Annotated in this window: 16 protein-coding genes and 1 pseudogene; 4 read left to right on the top strand and 13 right to left on the bottom strand. The window is 66.3% G+C overall.

Features of this window, described 5'->3' with window-relative positions; all coding sequences use genetic code 11:
* The 13 genes and pseudogenes from AAFG50_RS13735 to hpaR all read right to left on the bottom strand — a co-directional run bounded on the left by AAFG50_RS13735 (position 1) and on the right by hpaR (position 18,937).
* Positions 1-2,634, bottom strand: coding sequence for an ATP-binding protein (locus tag AAFG50_RS13735; protein WP_049832425.1), 2,634 nt, complete (start codon positions 2,632-2,634; stop codon positions 1-3).
* Positions 2,635-2,819: 185 nt separating this feature from the next.
* Positions 2,820-4,337, bottom strand: coding sequence for an FAD-dependent oxidoreductase (locus AAFG50_RS13730; protein ID WP_028172342.1), 1,518 nt, complete (start codon positions 4,335-4,337; stop codon positions 2,820-2,822).
* Positions 4,338-4,415: 78 nt separating this feature from the next.
* Positions 4,416-5,312, bottom strand: coding sequence for an alpha/beta hydrolase (locus AAFG50_RS13725; RefSeq protein ID WP_028172343.1), 897 nt, complete (start codon positions 5,310-5,312; stop codon positions 4,416-4,418).
* Positions 5,313-5,425: 113 nt separating this feature from the next.
* On the bottom strand, positions 5,426-6,253 hold the full coding sequence (locus AAFG50_RS13720) for a metal-dependent phosphohydrolase (RefSeq protein ID WP_028172344.1): 828 nt from the start codon (positions 6,251-6,253) through the stop codon (positions 5,426-5,428).
* A 308-nt stretch (positions 6,254-6,561) separates the two neighbouring features.
* On the bottom strand, positions 6,562-7,440 hold the full coding sequence (locus AAFG50_RS13715) for a transglutaminase family protein (RefSeq protein ID WP_028172345.1): 879 nt from the start codon (positions 7,438-7,440) through the stop codon (positions 6,562-6,564).
* Positions 7,437-9,950, bottom strand: a complete 2,514-nt coding sequence (locus tag AAFG50_RS13710) for a circularly permuted type 2 ATP-grasp protein (RefSeq protein ID WP_011085762.1) — start codon at positions 9,948-9,950, stop codon at positions 7,437-7,439. Before AAFG50_RS13710 ends, AAFG50_RS13715 begins: the two co-directional genes overlap by 4 nt.
* A 27-nt stretch (positions 9,951-9,977) precedes the next feature.
* Positions 9,978-13,247 (bottom strand): transglutaminase family protein, encoded by a 3,270-nt coding sequence (locus AAFG50_RS13705; RefSeq protein ID WP_028172346.1) that lies wholly within the window; start codon positions 13,245-13,247, stop codon positions 9,978-9,980.
* 294 nt (positions 13,248-13,541) lie between these two features.
* Positions 13,542-14,846, bottom strand: coding sequence for a methyl-accepting chemotaxis protein (locus AAFG50_RS13700; protein ID WP_028172347.1), 1,305 nt, complete (start codon positions 14,844-14,846; stop codon positions 13,542-13,544).
* Complete coding sequence (locus AAFG50_RS13695; RefSeq protein WP_011085759.1) at positions 14,824-15,345, bottom strand: PAS domain-containing protein; 522 nt, start codon at positions 15,343-15,345, stop codon at positions 14,824-14,826. The genes AAFG50_RS13700 and AAFG50_RS13695 overlap by 23 nt, the downstream gene beginning before the upstream one ends.
* A 171-nt stretch (positions 15,346-15,516) precedes the next feature.
* Complete coding sequence (locus tag AAFG50_RS13690) at positions 15,517-17,040, bottom strand: altronate dehydratase family protein (protein ID WP_028172348.1); 1,524 nt, start codon at positions 17,038-17,040, stop codon at positions 15,517-15,519.
* A 168-nt stretch (positions 17,041-17,208) separates the two neighbouring features.
* Positions 17,209-17,985 (bottom strand): aldolase/citrate lyase family protein, encoded by a 777-nt coding sequence (locus AAFG50_RS13685; protein ID WP_008549964.1) that lies wholly within the window; start codon positions 17,983-17,985, stop codon positions 17,209-17,211.
* A 115-nt stretch (positions 17,986-18,100) separates the two neighbouring features.
* Positions 18,101-18,413, bottom strand: a pseudogene (locus AAFG50_RS13680) (malate dehydrogenase); the annotation flags it as partial.
* 5 nt (positions 18,414-18,418) lie between these two features.
* Entirely contained in the window at positions 18,419-18,937 is a 519-nt protein-coding gene (gene hpaR / locus AAFG50_RS13675) for a homoprotocatechuate degradation operon regulator HpaR (RefSeq protein WP_028172350.1), read from the bottom strand.
* Between the two features lie 111 nt (positions 18,938-19,048).
* On the opposite strand from hpaR, the gene hpaH reads away from it, so the two are divergent.
* The 4 genes from hpaH (at position 19,049) to hpaD (ending at position 22,930) form a co-directional block, all read left to right on the top strand.
* On the top strand, positions 19,049-19,855 hold the full coding sequence (gene hpaH / locus AAFG50_RS13670; RefSeq protein WP_028172351.1) for a 2-oxo-hept-4-ene-1,7-dioate hydratase: 807 nt from the start codon (positions 19,049-19,051) through the stop codon (positions 19,853-19,855).
* Between the two features lie 31 nt (positions 19,856-19,886).
* Positions 19,887-20,285: a 5-carboxymethyl-2-hydroxymuconate Delta-isomerase gene (locus tag AAFG50_RS13665; protein WP_028172352.1), complete on the top strand. Its 399-nt coding sequence runs from the start codon at positions 19,887-19,889 to the stop codon at positions 20,283-20,285.
* The gene (gene hpaE / locus AAFG50_RS13660) at positions 20,278-21,816 is read left to right on the top strand and encodes a 5-carboxymethyl-2-hydroxymuconate semialdehyde dehydrogenase (protein WP_028172353.1); all 1,539 of its coding nucleotides are present in this window, start codon (positions 20,278-20,280) and stop codon (positions 21,814-21,816) included. Before AAFG50_RS13665 ends, hpaE begins: the two co-directional genes overlap by 8 nt.
* A 130-nt stretch (positions 21,817-21,946) precedes the next feature.
* A complete protein-coding gene (hpaD, locus tag AAFG50_RS13655; RefSeq protein ID WP_028172354.1) occupies positions 21,947-22,930 on the top strand; it encodes a 3,4-dihydroxyphenylacetate 2,3-dioxygenase in 984 nt (327 codons plus the stop codon).
* Position 22,931: the final 1 nt, after the last annotated feature.

Below are 22,931 nucleotides of genomic sequence, written 5' to 3'. Positions count from 1 at the left end.
CTATTCGCTCACCTCTATCGCACCCTGTGCGCGGCCAGGCTCGCAGCATTGCGCCAGCGTTTCCCTCAATTCGCGAAGCTTCGGCGGCTTGCTCAGGAGGTGGTCGACATGGGCCGGAATGTCATCCTCGGACATCAGGCGCTTGCCCCATCCTGTCAGCATGATCACGGGCGTGGCGGGCGACGCGGCCTTGATCGCGCTCGCCACCTTGCGGCCGTCGACATCAGGCATGCCGAGATCGGTGATCACGGCGGCGAAGGTCTCGCCGCGCGCGGAGGCGGCGCGGAACGCGGCGATGCCCGCGACGCCGTCATTGGCCGTCGTCACGACGTGCCCCTCCGCCTCCAGCGTATTGCACAATGATTTCAGCAGGAGCGGATCGTCGTCGACCAGCAGCAGCCGCAGCCGGGAGAGCCTCGCGGAATCGAGCCTGTCCTGCGACGGCGTGGCCGGCGCCGCCTGCGGGACCGGAAAATTCAACGACACGGTGGTGCCGCGACCGACGGCGCTGTCGATCTCGATCTCGCCGTTGTGCCGCCGGAGGACGCCGTAGACCATCGCCAGGCCCAATCCGGTTCCGCGCTCCCCCTTGGTCGTGAAGAACGGTTCGAGGCAGCGCCGGCGGGTCTCCTCGTCCATGCCCACGCCGTCGTCACCGACCTCGATCCGCACCTGGCCGTGCCCGTCCGCGCCGCCGGCAAGCTTGGTGCGCAGCGTCAGCGTGCCGCCGCCGGGCACCGCATCGACGGCATTGAAGATGAGATTGATCAACGCTTCGCGGATTTCGCTTTCGATGCCGGAGATCGCGGGCAATTGCTCCGCCAGCTCGGTGCGCAGCGCGATCACGGTTCCGCGAAGCTGCGGCATGTCGCTCCACCGCGCCCGCGTGAGGTCGACGACCTGCTGCACGAGCTGGTTGAGATGAACCGGCATCAGCGTCAGTTGCGGCTCTCGCTGCCGGTAGAACTCGCGCATGCGCGCCACGGTATGGGCCACGTCCTCGACCGCCCGCTGGATCGTCTCCAGATAATCGCGCGTGCGCGCACTCAGGCCCGGCTCCCGTTCCAGCAGCGATTGGGTGTAGAGCGACACCGGCGAGAGCGCATTGTTGATGTCATGGGCAATGCCGCTCGCCATCTGCCCAAGGGCGCGCAGCCGCTCCTGCTGCATCACGGCCTGCTGGGTCTGCCGCAGATCCTCGTAGGCCTGTTGCAGGGCGCCATGGAGCTGCGCCTGATGGGCGGCGAGCGCGACGTGCTCGCTCAATTGCCGCAGGAACTCGCATTCGCCGCTGCTGAAGCTGTCCCGCTCCTTCCGCGCCGCGACGAGGACGCCGAACACCCGGCTCTCCACCTGGAGCGGGGCCAGCACCATCGCGCACAGCCCGCCCCGCGCGAGCCGGACCGGGAACGGAAAGGACGACCGCGTGATGTCAGGCTCATAGACGAGCTGACCCATCACGCAGCGCGAAAGGCCGTTCTCGTCGATGTCGATCCGCGACCGCTCGGGCATCGCCAGTTCCATGGCCAGCGCACCGCTCTTGATCCCGACGCATTCCACCGTCAGCACGTGATCGACCGCGTCGTGAAAGCACAGGCAGCCGAAATCCACCGGCAACTGGTCTTCGAGACTGCGGACCACCACCTGGAAAATGCTGTTGAGATCCTGCCGCTCGCCGATCGCGCGGGTGATCTGGTGCAGAAGGCTCAATCGGGCGAGTTGCGCCTGGGCCTTCTGCTCCGCGTGCCTGCGCACGAGAATTTCGGATTCCAGCGCAAGATTGGACGCTGCAAGCTGTGCGGTCCGCTCCTCGACACGCACTTCCAGCTCCTCGTTCAAGCGCGCGAGCTGGGCTTCCGCCCGCATCCGCTCCAGCATGTCCGACGAGGCCATCCGCATCATCGAGAGCAGCAGGACGAGGCGCCCGGCGACCTTGCCGAGGTGAGCGACCATCGCCTCGGTGTCGTGCGGTGCCTGCGAGTAGAGCATCGCGACGTGGCCGAGCAGAACGACCCCGCCCATCAGGGCCAGCGGCCCGAAGATGCGGTCCGTCGCTCGCAGCCGCCAGCACAGAACGCAGGTGATCGCCCACAACAGCGGCGCCACGATCAACACCGGACGGGTGATATCGAGCAGGCCCGGCGGGCGATATGGCGGAAGGCGCTGGAAGATCGCAATCAGCAGCACCGCGACGACGGCCATGAACAGTGCAAAGGCCGGCATCCCGACCCGATCCCGCCGCACCGACCAGATCGCGGCGAGAATTCCGATCGCGAGGATGTGGGCGGCCGGCGGCCATGTCGCCGGCCGGAGAAATTCCCGCAGCTGCATGACGAACGCCAGCGACCCCGACCATTCCACGATCACCAGCACGTGGAGGAACTCCAGGACGAAGGTCGCGCCGAAGGCGATCGCGAGCCGCTTGGACAGCGGCTGTTCGATGCGCGCGCCCATATCCCAGAGCAGCAATGCCAGCAGCCCCGTGATGAGGGTGATGCTGGTGTCGAGAATGGTGTGGAGTTCCGGATAGTTCTGTCGTCCGGCGCCGAGCAGAAACACGCTGCCAATGCCAAAGGCGATCAGGACGCCCGCGACACTGAGCGATCGATTTGCAGTGCTGGCCCCGCTGTCCATATCGCTATCTTTGAGAAAGGGACGGCTCGAATCGAACGTCAGCGATGTTTCCGCCCTTTTTGCAGCGTATGCAATCTATACGTGCAGCAACCGCGAGGGAAGCGGCAGAGCCGCGGCTGCTCGCCTGCGACGATCCGGCAGGTGAATTGGCGCGCCGGGGGCACCGCCGGAGCGACGGCGGCGGCTCACAGGCCACGCCGCTCCATGTCGAGCTCGGCCTTGAGGCTGTCGAGATCGCGGTAAATCGAGGCGACCGCAAGCACGCGGCCGGCCTTGCGGTACTTCAGCAGACAGTCCCTGCCGGCAATGCTGCCGTCGATCACGATGTCGTCAAAACTCTCGGCGTGGCCGACATAGTTGATCGGCACATCGTAGTGCTGGCTCCAGAAGAACGGCACGGCATCGAAGCGTTCGCGCCGGCCCAGCATGTTGCGCGCCGCGGTCTGGCCCTGCCGCTCCGCGACCACCCAGTGCTCGACGCGGATGGTTTGCCGCGAATGCGGATCGGGCCAGCGCGCGATGTCGCCAGCCGCAAAGATGCCGGCGATGCTGGTTTCGAGATATTCGCTCACGCTGACACCGCGATCCGCCGCAAGCCCCGCCTTCTCGGCCAGCGCAAGGCGCGGCTTGACGCCGATGCCGACCACGACGAGGTCGGCCTCGATGACGCCGCCGCTCTTCAGCGTCGCGCGCGTACCGTCGAGCCTCTCCACAGTGTTCCCGAGGTGGAAGTTGACGCCATTCTCTTCATGGAGCGCGCGAACGAAATCGCCCATCTCCGGTCCGAGCACGCGCTGCATCGGCCGCTCCTCCGGAGCGACCACATGGACCTCCAGCTTGCGTGCCCGCAACGAGGCCGCGACTTCGAGGCCAATGAAGCTGGCGCCGATCACCAGCACGCGCCTCGCGCTGCCCGTGGCCTTGATGATGGCCCGGCTGTCGGCGACAGACCGCAAGGTGTGGACATGGGGCTGGTCGGCACCGGGAATCTGCAATTTGACCGGCTCGGCGCCGGTCGCGAGCAGCAGCCGGTCGAACGGCAGTCTGTCGCCATTGCCCAGCGTGACGCTGCGTGTCTTCGCATCGATCGCGGAGACATTCGTGTTCAGCCTGAGATCGATGCCCGCGTCCCGATAATAGTCCTCGCCCCGCAGCGGCAACCAATCCTCCGGTGCGTTGCCGGCAAGATAGTCCTTGGAGAGGTTCGGCCGGTCGACCGGCATGGCGCCGTCATCGCTGAGCATGGTGATGGCGCCGGCAAAGCCCTCGCGCCGGAGCATCTCGGCCGCCGCGAAGCCGGCCGCGCCGCCGCCGACGATGACGAATTTCTCGGGCGCCGGCGCGCTGCGGGCGGTCGGCTTCGGTGCCTCACGCTTGCGCTGAACGATGATCCTGTCCTGGTCCCGCGTCACCTCCCATACGGCCAGCGCGCTCAAGGCCGGCGGGCGCGTCGCCTCGCCCGATCGCAAGGAGAAACAGGCGTGATGCCAGGGACAGCGGATGGTGTCGTCCACCACCAGGCCTTCGGCGAGCGGGCCGTGATAATGGCTGCAGGCGGGTTCGATCGCGAAGACCTCGCCGCCCGCCTGGACCAGCAGCACATCTTCCGCGCCGACATGGCCGAGCAGCTTGCCGTCCCTGAACGCGGTGAGCGCCACGCCTTCGGTCAGATCCGGTCCGCTGGGCTTGCTTTCCTCGCTCATGGTCATCTCCCTCGCAACTCAACGCGCAGCTCAGGATTGGACGGCGGGACCGGCGAAAAGTTCCCGCGATCGCTAAAATCAGGACCCGGCAACCGCCTTGCGCACGTCGGCCACGGCCTGCGCCCATTCGGCCGGCCGCTCCTGCGGCAGGTTATGACCGGCGCCTGCGAACACGCGCCGCTCGAAAAAGCCCTCGAACTTGCGCGCGTGATGGGCGGTGCCGGTATTGACGCCGTCGCTGTCGCCGTCGATTGCGATTGTCGGGACGCGGATCGGCGGCTGTGCCGCAAGCTTTTCCTCGATCCCGGCATAGGCGGGATCGCCCGCGACCAGCGCGTAACGGTGGCGGTAGGAGTGGATCACGACCTCGACGAAATCGGGATTGTCGAACGAGGTCGCACTCCGCTCGAACGTCGCATCGTCGAAGGCCCATGTCGGCGACCACATCGACCAGAGTTGGCGGGCGAAGCCGCGCCGGTTGCGCTCCAGCGCGCGGCGGCCGCGCTCGTTGTGGAAGAGATATTGATACCAGAGCGCCGCCTCATGCGCCGGTGCCGCGGGCTCCATGGCGCGGGCGATGTCCTGGATGTTGTAGGAATTGCCGGAGACGAGCCCGACAACGCGCGCGGGGTGCAACGCCGCAACCACGCAGGCCGCGCGGCCGCCCCAGTCATAGCCGCCGACGACCGCGCGTTCGATGCGAAGCGCGTCCATGAAGGCCAGCAGATCGGCGCCCAGCGCCGCCTGCTCACCGGAGCGCAGCGTTTCCGGGAAACGAAACCGCGTCGGCCCGTAGCCGCGCAGCCAGGGCACCAGCACCCGCGCGCCGGCCTGCGCGATGATCGGCGCAGTCTCGGCATAGGCATTCACGTCGTAGGGGAAGCCGTGGCCCATGATGCAGGGCCAGCCGTCAGGCGTGCCGTATTCGAGATAGGCGATGTCGAGGACATCCGTAGTGATGGTTTTTTGTTGCATGATTTGCTTACGGATTTGGGACTTCGTAGCCCGGATGGAGCGCAGCGCAATCCGGGGACACCTGCATCCGCGAATCCCGGATGTCGCTGCGCTCCATCCGGGCTACAACAGGGCTACTTCTGCGGGCCCGACAGCGAGATGTCGCGTTCGGCGCGGAATACGTTGCTGTAGAGGTTGGCGATCCACTGCCGGCCGATCTCGGTCTTGTTGAGGTAGCCGATCTCGGTCTGGATATGCGGTGCGACGCTGTTCCAATAGAACTGTGGATAGCGGTTCACGATGTCAGCGGGCGAGTCGTAGCCGAGTTGTCGGTTCATGCCGACCTCCTCGAACTCGTAGTAGAGCGCGTTGGCCTTGCGCAAATAGTTGGGATCTCCGAGCTGCCCGATGAAGTCGGCGGCACGCAGGATCGAGGCCTCGTCGTCATAGTCCTGGCCTTCCCGGGCCGGAAACCGCGTGCCCTCGATGGCGCGGGCAATGCGTTCCGGATCGAGTCCGGGAATATGTCGCAGCCGCCGCGTCACGTAAAGCTTCGACCGATCGACGTGATACATCATCAAGCTGGCATCCGATGCGCCGCGCGGCAAACAAATCTTGGTGTCGGCCGCATCGATCACGAAGCCGTCGACGTCATCCTCCTCGAACAGGCCGCGCACATAGCCGATGTCGTGGGCAAGGCAGGCGATCAGGATATGGACGTAATCCGCGGCCGACAGATGCGTATGGAGACTTCGGCCACTGAGGATGGAATGGCCGGCCAGCGTCACCAGCATCGTATGCTCGATATTGTGATAGAGCGCATCGCTATTGCCGATGCATTCCATCGCAGTGCGGGTCGCGCTCTCGACGATACTTGCAGATGTCTCGTCGTACCGGCGACGCATGAACGTACCGAGCAACTTCTCCAGGGATTCGGCCGCCAGCCTCGGTAACGTGATCATGGATGCAGCCCCGCTTGTCGGTGGTGTTCCACGCCAACTCCCGACGTCTCATTCATGTCCTCGACGCAAAGGCCAGCATAGCCCATCTTTTGCCGGGTGACCAAATCCCGGAACAAAAATACGGAAATATGTTGCGTTGCGCGCTGCGACATCGCGTTTGCGGTCACGGCGCGATACACCCGGGGCGGGCCAGGCAGGACTGCGGCCGCCCAACACAAATCAAATTCGCTTTATCGGATGTTGACAAGAGACCACGGGAACGGGCTGGCGCATGCGCCTGCATCGTCCTGGACGGCGCAGACCCGCGGTCATTCCACCAGCAGCACGTCGACGGCGACGCCGAGCTTCTGCTTCGGCGAACCGACGATAATGCCATCGACCGGGGAGACGTCGGAAAAGTCGCGCGCGACCGCGAGCACGATATGGTCGCCAGCGACCAGAAGATCGTTGGTCGGATCGAAATCGACCCAGCCCAGCTCCGTCCCGCACCACAGCGACACCCAGGCGTGGGTGGCGTCGGCGCCTTGCAGCCGCGGCTGGCCCGGCGGCGGGATGGTGCGCAAATAGCCGCTGACATAGGCCGCCGGCAGGCCGAGCCCGCGCAGCCCTGCGATCATCACATGGGCAAAGTCCTGGCAGACGCCGTGCCGCTTGTCGAAGACCTCGTTGAGCGGCGTCGAGATCACCGTCGCCTTGGGATCGTAGCGAAACTGGTTGCGGATGCGGTGCATGAGATCGACCGCCCCTTTGAGGATGCCCTCGCCGGGTGGAAAGCTCTCCGCCGCATAGGCGCTGACCGGACGCAGCACCGGCACCAGCGGACTCGCAAAGACGTAGCCGACCGGGGATGACGGCCCGAGGCTGGTTGCCTCGAATGCGATGTCGCGGATGCTCTCCCAGGCCGGGCTGACAGCATCGCGCGCCGGCGGCTGGCGCGAGACGGCGACGCGCGAGCGCGAGTCGATGCGCAAATTGCGATGCGCGGCCTCGATCACCACGCTCTCGGTCAGCGTGCCGAAAAAGTCGCGGCGAACATTGCGCTCGACCGGGCGCGGACGAATCTCGACATGGTGCGAGATCAGCTCCTGCCCGCCGCCGCTCCTCGGCTCCAGCCGCAGCGTGCAGCGGGCGAAGCTGACCGGACTCTCGTATTCGTAGGTGGTGACGTGACGGATGTCGTAGATCACGCCAGCCCCGTCAGCTTTTCCGGCCGGCTGGCATTGGGGCCATGCGGGAAGTAGTGCAGCCCGATCGCCTCGGCGAGGCTGAGCAGATCCTGCTCCAGCGAGAACAGCGTCTTGACCTCGAGCTTCTCGGCCTCGGCCGTCGCCAGCATCGCCTGCACCGCCACCGCGAGCCGTTGCGGCTGCTCGATCAGGCCGTGCTCCTTCAGGCTCGGCAGCGCCGCGATGTGCTCGTTCAGCGTCGCCACCTGGAACGCGACCGAACGCGGGTTGAAGCCGTCGAGCACCGCGAGGTCGCGCACCGGCGCAAGGATCGGCGCCAGCAGATAGCGCGAGCGGTAGGTGATCTGGGAATCCACCAGCGTCAGCAGGATGTCGAGATCCTCGTCGCCGGCCTCGTCATAGGCGAACTGGCGTGCGAATCGCGCCGTGTTGATGGCACGCTCGGTGCGGCGGCCGATATCGAGGAAGCGCCAGCCGGCGGCGCGGTTCATGTTCTCCTGCGCAAGGCCGGCAAAGCTCGCCAGTTCCTGCAAGGTCAGCTCGGCCGCGCTCAGCACGCTGTCGTCGTCCTCGACCTCGTAGGCGAGGCGCTCGGCCATCTCGGTGATGACCTGCCAGGCATCGGGCGACAGCCGCTCGCGCAGGGAGGTCGCGGTGCGCAGCGCCGCGCGCACCAGCGACAAGGCCGAGCCGAAACGCTCCGCGCTCTGCAACGCCTCGGCGGCGATCCGCCCGGGGGCCGCGCGCGAGGTCTGCGAGATCGCACCCCAGGCCACCAGCAGGCGCTGGATGCGTTCGGCCGATTGCAGCGAGGCAGCGGTGCCCTTGTTGGGCCCGCTCGGCGAGCCCAGCGCGCGCACCAGCCGCAGGGTCGCCTCGGCGCGCTCGAGATAGCGGCCGAGCCAGAACAGATTGTCGGCGGCGCGGCTCGGCAGCACGCCGGCGATGCGGCGGATCCGCACCTTGTCGGTCGCGGGCAGCAGCGTCGCGGTCGAGACCTGCTTGCCCGAGACGACCCAGACGTCGGCGGCGCGGGCGCCGTCGCCCATCGACACCGCGCGCGCATCGGCCTGCTCGGCGATGCGGCAGAAGCCGCCGGGCATGATGGCCCAGCCGTCAGGCGTGGCGGCTGCGAACACGCGCAGCACGAAGGGGCGCGGCGTGATCTGGCCCTGTTCCCACACCGGCATGGTCGAGAGCCGCACCACCTCCTGGCCGACATAGTCCATGCCGCGCGCGCCGATGGCATCGATCAGGCGCTGGCGTCCGGCGGCGTCGAGCTCGCTCGCGAGCACCGGACCGTTGCTGTCGAAGCCGGGAACGCCGCGGCGGTAGGCGCCCTCGATCGCGACCTCGTCGAGCCGCGACAACACCTCGTCGCGCGCGATGCGCTGGCCGCACCACCAGGTCGCGATGTGGGGCATCTTCAGCTCTTCGCCGAGCAGGCGGCGGCTGAGCGCCGGCAGGAAGCCGAGCAGCGCCCGCGCCTCCAGCACGCCGGAGCCCGGCATGTTGGCGACGACGACGCCGTCCTTGCGCAGCACGTCGATCAGGCCGGGCACCCCGAGCCGCGAAGACGCATCGAGCTCGAGCGGATCGAGCGAATTGGAATCGACGCGGCGGAGCAGCACGTCGAGCCTCTTCAGGCCGGCGACGGTGCGGATGTGGATGCGGTTGTCGCTGACGGCGAGATCGTCGCCCTCGACCAGGAGGAAGCCGAGATAGCGCGCCAGCGTCGCGTGCTCGAAATAGGTTTCGCTGAAACTGCCGGGCGTGAGCACGCCGATCCTGGGCTCGTCGCGATCGGCGCGTGCGCGCAGGCTGTCGCGGAACGCCTCGAAGAACGGCGCGACGCGCGGCACGTTCATCGACTTGTAGAGATCAGAGAAGGCGCGCGAGAGCACGAGGCGGTTCTCCAGCGCATAGCCCGCGCCTGAGGGCGCCTGCGTGCGATCGCCGAGCACCCACCAGCGACCGTCGGGCCCGCGGCCGACATCGGCGGCGTAGAGCGAGAGATAGCGCCCGCCCGGCGGCGGCACGCCGCAGACGGGACGGAGATATTCGGGACTGCCGGCGATCGCGGCCGCCGGCAGCGCGCCTTCCGCGACCAGCCGGCCCTCGCCATAGATGTCGCGCAGCACGAGCTCGAGCAGCTCGGCGCGCTGGGTGATGCCGTCGCAAAGCTGCTTCCAGTCGGCCTCGTCGATCAGCAGCGGCAGATGGCTGAGCGACCACGGCCGGTCGGCACTGTCGCCCGGGGCGCGGTAGGTGACGCCGGCCTCGCGGAGGTGGCGGTCGGCCATGCCGAACCGCCGCTCGATCTCGTCGGGCGCAAGCGCGCCGAAGGCATCGAAGAAGCGGCTCCAGACCGCGCGCGGGGCGCCGTCGGGCCCTAGGAACTCGTCGGGAATGCCGGGCAGGCGGCTATAGTCGCGGACCCATTGCGCGAGCCGGCGCTGGCTTTGCGCCTTACCCGCCTTGTCGTCCTCTTCGGCTGCGCCCTCGCCCATGCGCCTCTCCCTGCCCCACCCTCATACTCATTGCAGGAGCGGGGTTCGCAAGTCGAGGGTCAGCGGAAACTCATTTGTGCGTTCCTCGGGCGGCGGCTGCATCGGCCCCGGCGTATGGCCATGGTCCTGGAAGCGCGCCAGCCGCCGCGCCTCGGCCTCATAGGTGTTGACCGGCTTGGTGTCGTAGCTGCGCCCGCCCGGATGGGCGACGTGATAGACGCAGCCGCCGAGCGAGCGGCCGTTCCAGGTGTCGATCAGGTCGAAGGTCAGGGGCGCGTGAACCGGAATGGTCGGGTGCAGGCCGGAGGCCGGCTGCCAGGCCTTGAAGCGGACGCCGGCCACGGCCTCCGAGGAGCGACCGGTCGAGGTCATCGGCAGGCGGCGGCCGTTGCAGGTCACGATGTGGCGGCCCTCGACGAAACCCTCCGCCTTGACCTGGAGGCGCTCGACCGACGAGTCGACATAGCGCACGGTGCCGCCGGCCGACCCCTCCTCGCCGAGCACATGCCAAGGCTCCAGCGCCTGGCGCAATTCCAGCGTCACGCCGCCATGATGGACGCGGCCGAAGGCGGGGAAGCGGAATTCGAGCTGGGCCAGATACCATTCCGGCTCGAACGGATAGCCGAACTGCTTCAGCTCGGAGAGCACGTCCAGGAAGTCTTCCCAGATGAAATGCGGCAGCATGAAACGGTCATGCAGCGCCGTGCCCCAGCGCACGAACTTGCCTGCCTGCGGCTCGCGCCAGAACTTTGCGATCAGCGCGCGGATCAGGAGCTGCTGCGCCAGCGACATGCGCGGATCGGGCGGCATTTCGAGCGCGCGGAATTCGACGAGGCCGAGCCGCCCCGTCGGACCATCGGGCGAGTAGAGCTTGTCGATGCAGATCTCGGCGCGGTGGGTGTTGCCGGTGATGTCGACGAGCAGATGCCGGAACAGCCGGTCCACCAGCCACAGCGGCGTCTGGTAGCCCGGCGGCGGCACGTGCGAGAGCGCGATCTCAAGCTCGTAGATGCTGTCGTGCCGGGCCTCGTCGATGCGCGGCGCCTGGCTGGTCGGGCCGATGAAGAGGCCGGAGAAGAAGTAGGACAGCGACGGATGCCGCTGCCAGTACAAGACCAGACTCTTGAGCAGATCGGGCCGGCGCAGGAACGGCGAGTCCTGAGGTGAGGAGCCGCCGACCACGACGTGATTGCCGCCGCCGGTGCCTGTGTGGCGGCCGTCCACCAGGAAGCGGTTGGCGCCGAGGCGAACCTTCGCCGCGTCCTCATAGAGGCCGGAGGTGATGTCGACCGCGTCGCGCCAGCTCTTGGCCGGCTGGATGTTGATCTCGATGACGCCGGGATCGGGCGTCACCTTGATGACCTCGATGCGCGGGTCGAACGGCGGCGGATAACCCTCGACATGGACCTGGAGCTGCATCTCCTCGGCGGTCGCTTCGAGCGCCGCAACGAGTTCGAGATAATCCTCGATCCGCTCGACCGGCGGCATGAAGGCGCAGAGCACGCCGTCGCGGACCTCGACCGACATCGCGGTGCGCACCGGGATCGACGTGTTGAGATGCTCGGGCGCGACCCGCGGCGGCGCTTCCGGGCGCGCCGCGAGGGTGAACACCGGCAGCTTGCCCCGCGCCTCCATCGGGTCGCGCTCGATGATGTAGGGATATTGGTTCGGCGGGACGTAGCCGAGCGAACCGATCGGCAGGCGCAGGCCGAGCGGGGAATCGCCCGGCGTCAGGAACAGATGATTGCGCCGCAACGTCCAGCGCTCGCTGCGCCAGCGCGGCGGCGCGTTCCAGCGCTGCACCGGCAGCACGAAGCCGCGCGGGGTGTTGAGGCCCTGCTCGAACACCCGCGCGATCCGCGCACGTGCCTCCGGATCGGACAATTTGGAGTCGGTCGGATCGACGTTGACGGGAAGCTCGGCCTCCTTCTGAAGCCAGAGTGCGGTGTCTTCATAGGCCGGCATGATGTAGCCGGGATCGAGCCCAAGCCGCAGCGCCGCGCCCTCCATGAAGGCCTCAGCGTCCTTTGCCCGGGCCGGCCGCGGATTCTCGATCTTGGCGATCAGGTCGACATTCTTCCAGATCGGCACACCGTCCTTGCGCCAATAGAGGCCGAAGGCCCAGCGCGGCAGGCTCTCGCCCGGGTACCATTTGCCTTGGCCGTAATGCAGAAGCCCGCCCGGCGCGAAGCGCGTGCGCAGGCGGCGGATCAGATCGTCGCCGAGCGCGCGCTTGGTCGGGCCGACGGCCTCCGTGTTCCACTCCCCCGCCTCGAGATCGTCGACCGAGACGAAGGTCGGCTCGCCGCCCATCGTGAGCCGCACGTCCGCGCTCGCGAGATCGCCGTCGACCTGCTCGCCGAGATCGTTGAGCCGCGCCCAGGATTCGTCGGAGAACGGCTTGGTGATGCGCGGCGCCTCGCGGATGCGCTTCACGCTCATGTCGAAGGCAAACTCGACCTCGGCAAAGCCGGCACCGCCGGAGATCGGCGCGGCCGAGCGATAATGCGGCGTGGCGGCCACCGGGATATGCCCCTCGCCCGCCAGCATGCCGGAGGTGGCGTCGAACCCGATCCAGCCCGCGCCCGGCAGGTAGACCTCGGCCCAGGCGTGCAGGTCGGTAAAGTCGTTCTCGACCTCGGGCGGTCCCTCGATCGGATCGATGTCGGGACGGATCTGGATCAGGTAGCCGGAGACGAAGCGGGCGGCGAGCCCGAGATGACGCAGCGTCTGGATCAGGAGCCAGGCGGAGTCGCGGCACGAGCCGGCGCCAGAGGAGAGCGTCTCCTCCGGCGTCTGCACGCCGGGCTCCATGCGGATGATGTAGCGGACGTGTTTCTGAAGCTCGCGATTGAGATCGACCAGGAAGTTGACGGTGTTCGGGGCTTCATGCGGGATCGTGTCGAGAAATTTCGCGAACAGGCGATCCGGCTTGACGGTCTCGAGATACGGCGCCAGCTCCGTCTTCAGGTCCTTGGGATATTCGAACGGGAAGCTGTCGGCATAGGGCTCGACGAAGAAGTCGAACGGGTTGACCACGGTCATCTGCGCCGTGAAATCGACCTCGAATTTCAGCTCGGTCGTCTTCTCCGGAAAAACGTAGCGCGCCAGCCAGTTGCCCTGCGGATCCTGCTGCCAGTTCACGAAATGGTTGGCCGGCGTGACCTTGAGCGAATAGCTCAGGATCGGCGTGCGCGTGTGCGGCGCCGGCCGCAGACGGATGGTCTGCGGACCAAGATCGATCGGGCGGTCGTATTTGTAGTGCGTGACGTGGTGTAACGCGACGTAGATCGACACGGGGTACGGTGCTCCAGCAGCTTTTTTGAGCAGAACACCTGACGCCAGTGCGATCAAGCACTAACAACGGGCAGACCGTGCCTAGGAAGTATCCGTCGTTGCCCCGTAGGCCTGGACCGAGCGAAGCGTAATCCGAGCTACACGGGCAGTATCGTAGGGTGGGCGAAGCGAAGCGTGCCCACCGCTTTCGTCGTGTGGATCGATGGTGGGCACGGCGCAAGATCGCCTTTGCCCACCCTACGAACGTGGATGCCCGGGACAAGCCCGGGCATGACGACCTCTTGTAGGGTGACGCTACGCCGCGGACGTCAGCCGCTGCAGGAACTGCGTGACCTCGCGCTTGAGCGTCTCGACCTCGCCATGGACGCGTTCGGAGGCGCTGTTGACGCGGCTTGCAACCCGCCCCGTGTCGGCGGCGGCCTCGCTGATACCTGTCACGTTGGAGGAGACCTGGGAGGTGCCGGCCGACGCCTCCTGGACGTTGTGGGCGATCTCGCGGGTGGCAAGACCTTGCTGCTCGATCGCGGTCGCGATCGAAGCGGTGATCCCGTCGATCTCGGCGATGGTCTGCGCGATCGCCTCGACCGCTGCGACCGAATTGGTCGTCGATTGCTGCATCTCGCCGACCTTGGCGCTGATCTCCTCGGTCGCCTTCGCGGTCTGGTTGGCGAGGCTCTTGACCTCGGAGGCCACCACCGCGAAGCCGCGACCGGCCTCGCCCGCACGCGCCGCCTCGATCGTGGCGTTGAGCGCCAGGAGGTTGGTCTGCTCGGCGATCTCGCTGATCAGCTTGACGACGTCGCCGATCCGCATCGCCGCATCCGCAAGCGTGCGGATCTCGCTGCCGGCGCGATTGGCTTCGTTCACGGCGCGTCCGGTGCTCGCGGTCGAGCCGGTCACCTGACGGCCGATCTCGGCAATCGAGGACGCAAGCTGTTCGGCTGCGCTGGCGACGGTGGCGACGTTGCGCGAGGCATGATCGGACGCACTGAGCACGCCGGAGGTCTGCCGGCTGGTCTTCTCGGCCGCCGCCGCCATCTGGCCGGCGTCGGATTCGAGATCGGTCGCGGCACCCATGAGGGTGCCGGCCACCTGGTCGAGATGCGTGCCGAACTGCTGTGCGAGGTCCGCGATCTCGACGACCCTGCGGCCGAGACTGTCGGTGCCGGAATTGATGACGGCGGCCGAACGGCGGAACGAGCCGGGCAATCCGCGCGCCAGGATCTTGCGGAAATACTTGCCGCGGCTGGCATACTCCATCGACGCCGAGGCTTCACGCAGATAGGCGTCGGTGATGTCGAGCATGTCGTTGACCGACTTCTGGATAGCGCCGATCCGCCCGGCCTGACGGTCGCTCAGGATGCGCGCCTCGAGATCGCCGCGCGCCGCCTTGCGGCACACATCCGCGACCTCATCGACGGCCACCGCCGTGCGACGCTGGCACCAGACGGCATAGCCGAGCAGCGCGACCGTCGCGCCTGACAGCGCCGCACTGATGATTCCAGTCACACCGAGAAGCGAGAGTCCGAAGGCAACGACGGCGAGGATACACGCGAGCGCGGTCGCTCCCTGCGCCTTAGAGAGAGAGCACAAATTCATCGTAACCGACACCTTGTTGCTTGAGCAGGCCGACCATCGCATCGAAGCTCGCATGCATGCCGTCCTTGGCATTGGCATGCCGCGCTTCTTCCGCGCACAGCGTCTTGTAGATCGGCTTGATGCGCTCGACCTGCGCCGGATCCGGTTTGCGACGGTTGGAGTGATAGCCGACGATATTGCCGCGTTCGTCGAACGTCGGCGTGACGTGGGCGAACACCCAGTAATGACTGCCGTCCTTCGCCAGATTGACGACGTAGGCGAAGATCTCCTGCTTGGACTGAAGCGTGTCCCAGAGCAGCTTGAAGACGCAGCGCGGCATGTCGGGGTGGCGGATCAGGCTATGGGGGGCGCCCATCAGCTCGGCATAGCTGTATTTCGCCATGCGGATGAAAATGTCGTTGGCGTAGGTGATGCGGCCCTTGAGGTCGGTCTTCGATACGATCAGCTCCTCCTCACCGAGGAGATTTTCCACGCCAGTCGGCCGTATCGCACGCGTCATCGTTGACGAATCCTCACGAAGGGCAGCGCCCTCGAAGGAGTCGCCCGCATCACCTCACGATTACGGTGCGAAATGTTAATCCCGAGTGACCGCAGGAGCTCCTGCGGTCATATGACACCTACGTATGACTACTTAGGTGTCCGCGTCCTGCAGCGAGGTGCATCAGCACCGCTACATCGTCGCGCCCAGCACCCAGGGCGCGAACTCGGCGCCGCCGAAATCGAAGCTCTCGCTCTTGGTCGGCTGTCCCGAGGCCGTCTTGAGGATGAGCTCGAAGATGCGCTGGCCGCATTGCTCGACGCTCTCCTCGCCCTCGAGGATGGTGCCGCAATTGACGTCCATGTCCTCTTCCATGCGCTTGTACATGGGCGTGTTGGTGGCGAGCTTGATCGACGGCGCCGGCTTGCAGCCGAACACGCTGCCGCGGCCGGTGGTGAAGCAGACCAGATTGGCGCCGCCGGCGACCTGCCCGGTCGCCGCGACGGGATCGTAGCCGGGCGTGTCCATGAACACGAAACCCTTCTTGGTGATGGGCTCGGCGTAGCGCAGCACCTCGACGAGGTTGGTGGTGCCGGCCTTGGCCATCGCGCCGAGCGACTTTTCCAGAATGGTGGTGAGGCCGCCGGCCTTGTTGCCGGGGCTCGGATTGGCGTTCATCTCGGCGCCTTCGCGCTCGGTGTAGGCGTCCCACCAGCGCATGAGATCGACCAGCTTCTCGCCGACCTCGCGGCTGACGGCGCGGCGGGTGAGCAGGTGCTCGGCGCCGTAGGTCTCCGGCGTCTCCGACAGGATCACGGTGCCGCCGTGGCGCACGATGAGATCGCTGGCGGCGCCGAGCGCCGGGTTGGCCGATACTCCGGAATAGCCGTCGGAGCCGCCGCATTGCAGGGCGACGGTGAGCTCGCTTGCCGGCACCGTTTCGCGCTTCACCTTGTTGGCGTCGGCGAGCGCCTCGCGCACAAAGGCGATGCCCGCCTCCACCGTCTTGCGGGTGCCGCCGACCTCCTGGATGTCCATCGCGCGCAGGCGGCCGGCGAGCTTCTGCTCCTCCATGAGGCCGCCGATCTGGTTCACCTCGCAGCCGAGGCCGAGCACGATGACGTGGGAGAAATTGACGTGGCGCGCGTAGCCGCCGAGCGTGCGGCGGAGCAGCGCCAGCGGCTCGTTCTGCGTCATGCCGCAGCCGGTCTTGTGCGTCAGCGCGACCACGCCGTCGACGTTGGGGAAATCGGCCAGCGGGTTGTCGCCGCTGAAGGGGTTCTTCTTGAAGACGTCGGCGACGAGGCTCGCGACATGCGCGCTGCAATTCACCGAAGTGAGGATGCCGATATAGTTGCGCGTGGCGACGCGGCCGTCCGGGCGGCGGATGCCTTCGAAGGTCGCCGGCAGGTCGAAGTTCGGCGTCGGCTTGACGTCGGCGCAATAGGCATAGTCCTTGGCGAAATCGCCCATGCCGCAATTCTGGGTGTGCACGTGCTGGCCGGGCGCGATCGGCACCGTGGCAAAGCCGATGATCTGGCCGTAGCGCCTGATCGGCTCGCCCACGGCGATCGGCTTGATCGCGACCTTGTGGCCGGAGGGAATGCGCTCGACCGTCGTCACGCCGTCGGCCACCGCTGTTCCCGGCGGCAGGCTCGCGCGCGCGATCAGCACACCATCATCGGGATGCAGGCGGATGGCGGGGCTGATGGTCATGAGAGGTCTCCTTAGGTCTTCAAAGTATCGTGCCCCGGACGCTGCGCAGCGCGAAGCGGTGCGCTGCAGATCCGGGGCCCAGTTGTTACGTCATGTACTTCACTTGCTTCTGGGTCCCGGCTCTGCGAAGCGGCGCTAGGCGCCGCATCGCGTCCGGGACACGAGAGATCAGGCCTTACCGCCGGAATCCTTGCGGGTCGCATTCACCTGCATCTTGGCATAGGTGGTCATCAGGCCGACCTCGTTCGACAGCGTCACCAGCTTGAAGCCCATGTTGATGGCGCGCGCCGCGCCTTCGGCGCCGCTGCAATGGATGCCGGGGTTGAGGCCGCGCTTGCCGCACTCCTTGATGATCTTCTCGTAGATCGCGAGGATCTCCGGCTCGCTGCGGTCAAGCTTCGGCTCGAGACCGTAGGAGAAGCCGAGATCGGACGGGCCGATATAGACGCCGTCGATGCCCTCGACGTCGAGGATCGCCTCCATGTTCTCGACCGCGGTTTTGGTCTCCATCATCGGCAGCAGAATGGTGTCGGCGTTCGCCGTCTTCTGGTAGGAGCCCGCGGTGCCGTACATGCCGGCGCGGATCGGGCCGTTGGAGCGGACGCCCTGCGGCGGATATTTCGAATAGGAAACGAGGTTCCTGGCCTCCTGCGGCGTGTTGACCATCGGGCAGATCACGCCATAGGCGCCGCCGTCGAGCACCTTGCCGATGATGCCGGGCTCGTTCCAGGGCACGCGGACCATCGGGGTCACCGGATGCTTGTCCATGGCCTGGAAGCACTGCACCATCGACAGATAGTCCTGCACGCCGTGCTGCATGTCGACCGTGACGCTGTCGAAGCCGCATTGCGCGATCATCTCGGCCGAGAAGCCGGAGGGAATCGCGAGCCATGCGTTGACCACGGCCTTGCCCGACTTCCAGATTTCCTTGACCTTGTTCGCCACGTTGCCTTCCTTCTTTGTTGTTTGGGCCGTCGTCACCATGACGAGCGCCGCGACAGCACGGCCCCGCTGTTAGCGCGAACCGGAGCGCCGCGCTACGCTCGCAATGACGCAAGACCTATGCAGTCGCCCTCTGGATGCTGCCTTCGCTGACGCCGACCTCGCGGGCGGTATTCACTATCGCCGCCCGGGTGTCATCCGGCAAGGGGATGCCGTTTTGGGTGCGCTGGATGCGGGTTTTCCGCCCGGGATCGCCGGGAATCAGCACCTGATCGAGCCCTGCTACCGGCTTGAAGTCGACATGGCGCAAGACCTCTGCATCGAACACATGGGAGGTATCGACCACCTTGGGGATCGACAGGGAAGGCCAGCATGCGGTCGGCAAAGCGCCGGCCGCAGGAGGTGGCCCCGGTTCCGGTCAGCGCGCCCCCGGCCCTCACTCCTCGGCACTTGCCTCGTTGCCGGCGCCGAGCCCCGCAAGACTCTGTTCGAGTTCGCCGAGCATCTCCTGCAATTCGGCGAGCTTGCGGGCGCCGAAGCGGCTGGTGATCTCGGCGTAGATCGCCTCCGACGTCGGCGCGACGGAGGCCATCAGCTTCACGCCCTCCTTCGAGATCGAGACCATGCTGCGGCGCTGGTCCGCCTTCGCGGTCTTGCGCTCGATCAGGTTGCGCGCCTCGAGATCGCGCAGGATGCGTGACAGGCTCGGCCCGAGCAGAAACGCCGTGCGCGCGAGTTCCGTGACCTCTGCGGCGTCGATGGCCGCCAGCGCACGCAGGATGCGCCATTGCTGCTCGGTCAAACCGTGCTCACGCAGCGAGGGACGAAACTGCCGCATCACCGCCTCTCGCGCGCGCAAGAGCGACATCGGCAGCGAGCGCGAGAAATCGCGCATCGGAACCTGCCGTGCGGCAGGCGCGCTAGCTTTGGCGGGATCAGCCGGTCTCTTCGTCATGACGCCCTTTCAAGCCGCAAAATGTTTGCAGTGCAGCAAGGTCAGATTCTGTTTGACGCATTCACTTAACATGTTAAGTATCTCCCCGCACCACGATTTGTCAGATCACAGATGGCGCTTTCCAACGACGATATCCAAGCTTGCGCGAGACGTCTGCACCAGGCGGAGAAGACCCGCACGCAGATCCGGCAGCTCTCGCAGGATTTCCCTGGCATCACCATCGCTGACGCCTACGCGATTCAGAAGGCCTGGGTCGACGTCAAGATCGCCGAGGGGCGCCTCGTCAAGGGCCACAAGATCGGCCTGACCTCGAAGGCGATGCAGAGTGCGCTCAACATCGACGAGCCGGATTCCGGCGTGCTGCTCGACGACATGTTCTTCGCCGACGGCGGCCTGGTCCCGACCGAGCGCTTCATCGCGACGCGCGTCGAGGCCGAGCTCGCCTTCGTCATGAGCAAGCGCCTCGCCGGCCCCGACTGCACGATGTTCGACGTGCTCAACGCCACCGACTTCGTGGTGCCGGCACTGGAGATTCTGGACACGCGGATCGAACGCGTCGACCCCAAGACCAAGGCCACGCGAAAAATCTTCGACACCATCGCCGACAATGCGGCGAATGCCGGCATCGTGCTCGGCGGCCGGCCGATCCGCCCGCTGGAGGCCGATCTGCGCTGGATCGGCGCGCTGTGTTTCAAGAACGGCCAGTTGGAAGAGACCGGCCTTGCCGCCGGCGTGCTCAATCATCCCGCCACCGCCGTGGCTTGGCTTGCCAACAAGATCGCGCCGCTCGGCCTTGCGCTGGAGCCCGGCCAGGTCGTGCTCGCCGGCTCCTTTATCCGTCCGATCGAGACCCGCAAGGGCGACACAATTCAGGCCGATTATGGCGCCTACGGCTCGGTGAGCTGCTACTTCGCCTAGGCGAACAAAAAAGACAGGGAGTGAAACCGCCATGCCGCATTTCACGATCGAGTATTCGGCCAATCTCGATGGCCGCCTCGAAATCGGCGCGGTCTGCGAAGTGGTGCGCAAGGCGGCGGTGGAGACCGGCATCTTCCCGCTCGGGGGCATCCGCGTCCGCGCTGTCAGGTGTGAGCATTATGCGATCGCGGATAGCAGGCAGGACTACGGCTTTCTCGACATGGTGCTGCGCATCGGTGAGGGCCGCGACCTCCCCACCCGCAAGACAGCCGGCGAGCACGTCTTCCAGGCCCTCTCGCGGCATCTCGATCCCGTCTTCGACGCCAGCAAGTTCGCCCTCTCGTTCGACATGCAGATCAACGACAAGGACACCAGCTGGAAGCGCAACAACATCCACGACGCCCTGAAAGTGGAGGCCACCCATGGATAAGCCCACGCCGAAAGCCGATGTGTTCCAGGCCAACCGCGACCGCGTCGCGCCGCTCTTGAAGACGCTGCGCGCCGACGGCATCGGCCACATGATCGACGGCAAGATCGTCCCCTCGATTTCAGGCGAGACCTTCGAGACCAAGTCGCCGGTCGATGGCGCTGTGCTCGCGAGCGTTGCGCGCGGCAATGCCGAGGATATCGATCGCGCGGCAACCGCCGCAGCGCTCGCCTTCAAGTCGTGGCGCGAGATGGGGCCCGCGATGCGGAAGAAGCTGCTGCATCGCGTGGCTGATGCCATCGAGGACAATGCCGACGACATCGCCGTGCTGGAATGCATCGACACTGGGCAGGCCTATCGCTTCATGGCCAAGGCCGCGATCCGCGCCGCTGAGAATTTTCGCTTCTTCGCCGACAAATGCGCGGAAGCCCGCGACGGCCAGAACACGCCGAGCGATGAGCACTGGAACGTCTCGACCCGCGTGCCGATCGGCCCGGTCGGCGTGATCACGCCCTGGAACACGCCGTTCATGCTCTCGACCTGGAAGATTGCGCCTGCCCTGGCCGCCGGCTGCACCGTCGTGCACAAGCCGGCGGAGTGGTCGCCGGTGACGGCCGCCATTCTCGCAAGACTTGTCAAGGAAGCCGGCGTCCCCGACGGCGTGCTCAACACCGTGCACGGCTTCGGTGAAGAGGCCGGCAAGGCGCTGACCGAGCATCCCGCCATCAAGGCGATCGGCTTCGTCGGCGAGAGCGCGACGGGCTCGGCAATCATGGTTCAGGGTGCACCGACCTTGAAGCGCGTGCATTTCGAGCTCGGCGGCAAGAACCCGGTGATCGTGTTCGACGATGCCGATCTCGACCGCGCGCTCGACGCCGTCGTGTTCATGATCTACTCGCTCAATGGCGAGCGCTGCACCTCGTCGAGCCGGCTGCTGATCCAGGCCAGCATTGCGGAGAAATTCGTGGAGAAGCTGACCGCGCGCGTGAAGGCGCTGAAGGTCGGCCATCCCCTCGACCCCTCAACCGAGATCGGACCGCTGATCCACGAGCGGCACCTCGCAAAGGTCTGTTCTTATTTCGACGTCGCGCGGAAGGACGGCGCGACCATTGCGGTCGGCGGCAAGGCCTATGACGGCCCCGGCGGCGGACATTATGTCGAGCCGACGCTGGTCACCGGCGCGCATGGCAAGATGCGCGTCGCGCAGGAAGAGGTGTTCGGCCCCTTCCTCACCGTGCTGCCCTTCAAGGACGAAGCCGACGCGATCGAGATCGCCAACGACATCCGCTACGGCCTGACCGGCTATGTCTGGACCAACGACGTCGGCCGCGCATTGCGCGTCGCCGACGCGCTGGAGGCCGGCATGATCTGGCTGAACTCGGAAAACGTCCGCCATCTGCCGACGCCGTTCGGCGGCATGAAGGCCTCGGGCATCGGCCGCGACGGCGGCGACTACTCGTTCGACTTCTACATGGAAACCAAGCACGTCTCGCTGGCGCGGGGCACACACAAGATTCAGAAACTGGGAATTTAGGGAAACGGTCATTCCGGGGCGCGCAAGGCGCGAGCCCGGAATCCATTCATCCACCAACTCTGCTGCGCGATGGATTCCGGGTTCGGCTCTGCGAGCCGCCCCGGAATGACAGGACCGAGGGGAAACGCCAATGCCCGTACCGCAACACGTCTTCGAGCCGCCCTTCAACATCATCCGTTCGAGCCACGTCGTGCTCGACGTGACCGATCTGAAGCTCAGCCGCGCGTTCTACGAGACCACCGTCGGACTGCATGTCGAGGATGCCGACGACAAGGTGGTGTATTTGCGCGCCGCCGAGGAGCATCAACATCACTCGCTGGTGCTGCGCAAGGCGGCGGCTCCCGCCTGCGCCCGGCTCGGCTTCAAGGTCGGCAACGACAAGGACCTCGACAAGGCCGCCGCGTTCCTCTCCGAGAACGGCCTCGCTTACGCCTTCGTCGACCAGCCGTTCCAGGGCCGCACGCTGCAATTCACCGATCCCTTCGGCTTCCAGATCGAGCTCTATGCGGCGATGGACAAGCGGCCGCATCTGCTTCGCCGCTACGACCTCTACCGGGGCTGCCACCCGCAGCGGCTCGACCATTTCAACGTCTTCGCCGCCGAGGTGCAGGACACCGTGGACTTCTATGCGCGGCTTGGCTTCCGCCTCACCGAGTACGCGGAAGAAGACGGGCCGAACGGGCGCATCGCCGCCGCCTGGATGCATCGCAAGGGCAATGTCCACGACTTCGCCATCACCAACGGCAAGGGCCCGCGGCTGCATCACTTCGCCTATTGGACGCCGACGGCGATGAACATCATCCATCTCTGCGACGTCATGGCCTCCTCGGGCTTCGTCAAGAACATCGAGCGCGGCCCCGGACGCCACGGCATCTCGAATGCGTTCTTCCTCTACGTCCGCGATCCTGATGGACACCGCCTCGAGCTCTACACCAGCGACTATTTCACCGGGGATCACGACCACGAGCCGCTGCGCTGGTCGCTGCGCGATCCGCGCCGCCAGACGTTGTGGGGCGCACCCGCCCCGCGCTCCTGGTTCGAGCAAGGCTCACCCTTCACGGGCCAGACCGTGCGCGAGCCGAAATTCGTCGCCGACGTGCTGGTGGCGGATTAAG

Origin of the sequence: Bradyrhizobium sp. B039 (assembly GCF_038965675.1) — a bacterium.
Taxonomy (GTDB): Bacteria; Pseudomonadota; Alphaproteobacteria; order Rhizobiales; family Xanthobacteraceae; genus Bradyrhizobium; species Bradyrhizobium diazoefficiens.
This window is presented reverse-complemented; position numbering and strand designations above follow the sequence as displayed.

Bases quoted from the DNA above. Each gene is read 5' to 3' on its own strand.
- AAFG50_RS13730 (WP_028172342.1), bottom strand. From the start codon at position 4,337: ATGAGCGAGGAAAGCAAGCCCAGCGGACCGGATCTGACCGAAGGCGTG.
- AAFG50_RS13665 (WP_028172352.1), top strand. From the start codon at position 19,887: ATGCCGCATTTCACGATCGAGTATTCGGCCAATCTCGATGGCCGCCTC.
- AAFG50_RS13690 (WP_028172348.1), bottom strand. From the start codon at position 17,040: ATGACCATCAGCCCCGCCATCCGCCTGCATCCCGATGATGGTGTGCTG.
- AAFG50_RS13710 (WP_011085762.1), bottom strand. From the start codon at position 9,950: ATGGGCGAGGGCGCAGCCGAAGAGGACGACAAGGCGGGTAAGGCGCAA.
- AAFG50_RS13735 (WP_049832425.1), bottom strand. From the start codon at position 2,634: ATGGACAGCGGGGCCAGCACTGCAAATCGATCGCTCAGTGTCGCGGGC.
- hpaD (WP_028172354.1), top strand. From the start codon at position 21,947: ATGCCCGTACCGCAACACGTCTTCGAGCCGCCCTTCAACATCATCCGT.
- hpaH (WP_028172351.1), top strand. From the start codon at position 19,049: ATGGCGCTTTCCAACGACGATATCCAAGCTTGCGCGAGACGTCTGCAC.
- hpaR (WP_028172350.1), bottom strand. From the start codon at position 18,937: ATGACGAAGAGACCGGCTGATCCCGCCAAAGCTAGCGCGCCTGCCGCA.
- AAFG50_RS13695 (WP_011085759.1), bottom strand. From the start codon at position 15,345: ATGACGCGTGCGATACGGCCGACTGGCGTGGAAAATCTCCTCGGTGAG.
- hpaE (WP_028172353.1), top strand. From the start codon at position 20,278: ATGGATAAGCCCACGCCGAAAGCCGATGTGTTCCAGGCCAACCGCGAC.
- AAFG50_RS13720 (WP_028172344.1), bottom strand. From the start codon at position 6,253: ATGATCACGTTACCGAGGCTGGCGGCCGAATCCCTGGAGAAGTTGCTC.
- AAFG50_RS13700 (WP_028172347.1), bottom strand. From the start codon at position 14,846: ATGAATTTGTGCTCTCTCTCTAAGGCGCAGGGAGCGACCGCGCTCGCG.
- AAFG50_RS13725 (WP_028172343.1), bottom strand. From the start codon at position 5,312: ATGCAACAAAAAACCATCACTACGGATGTCCTCGACATCGCCTATCTC.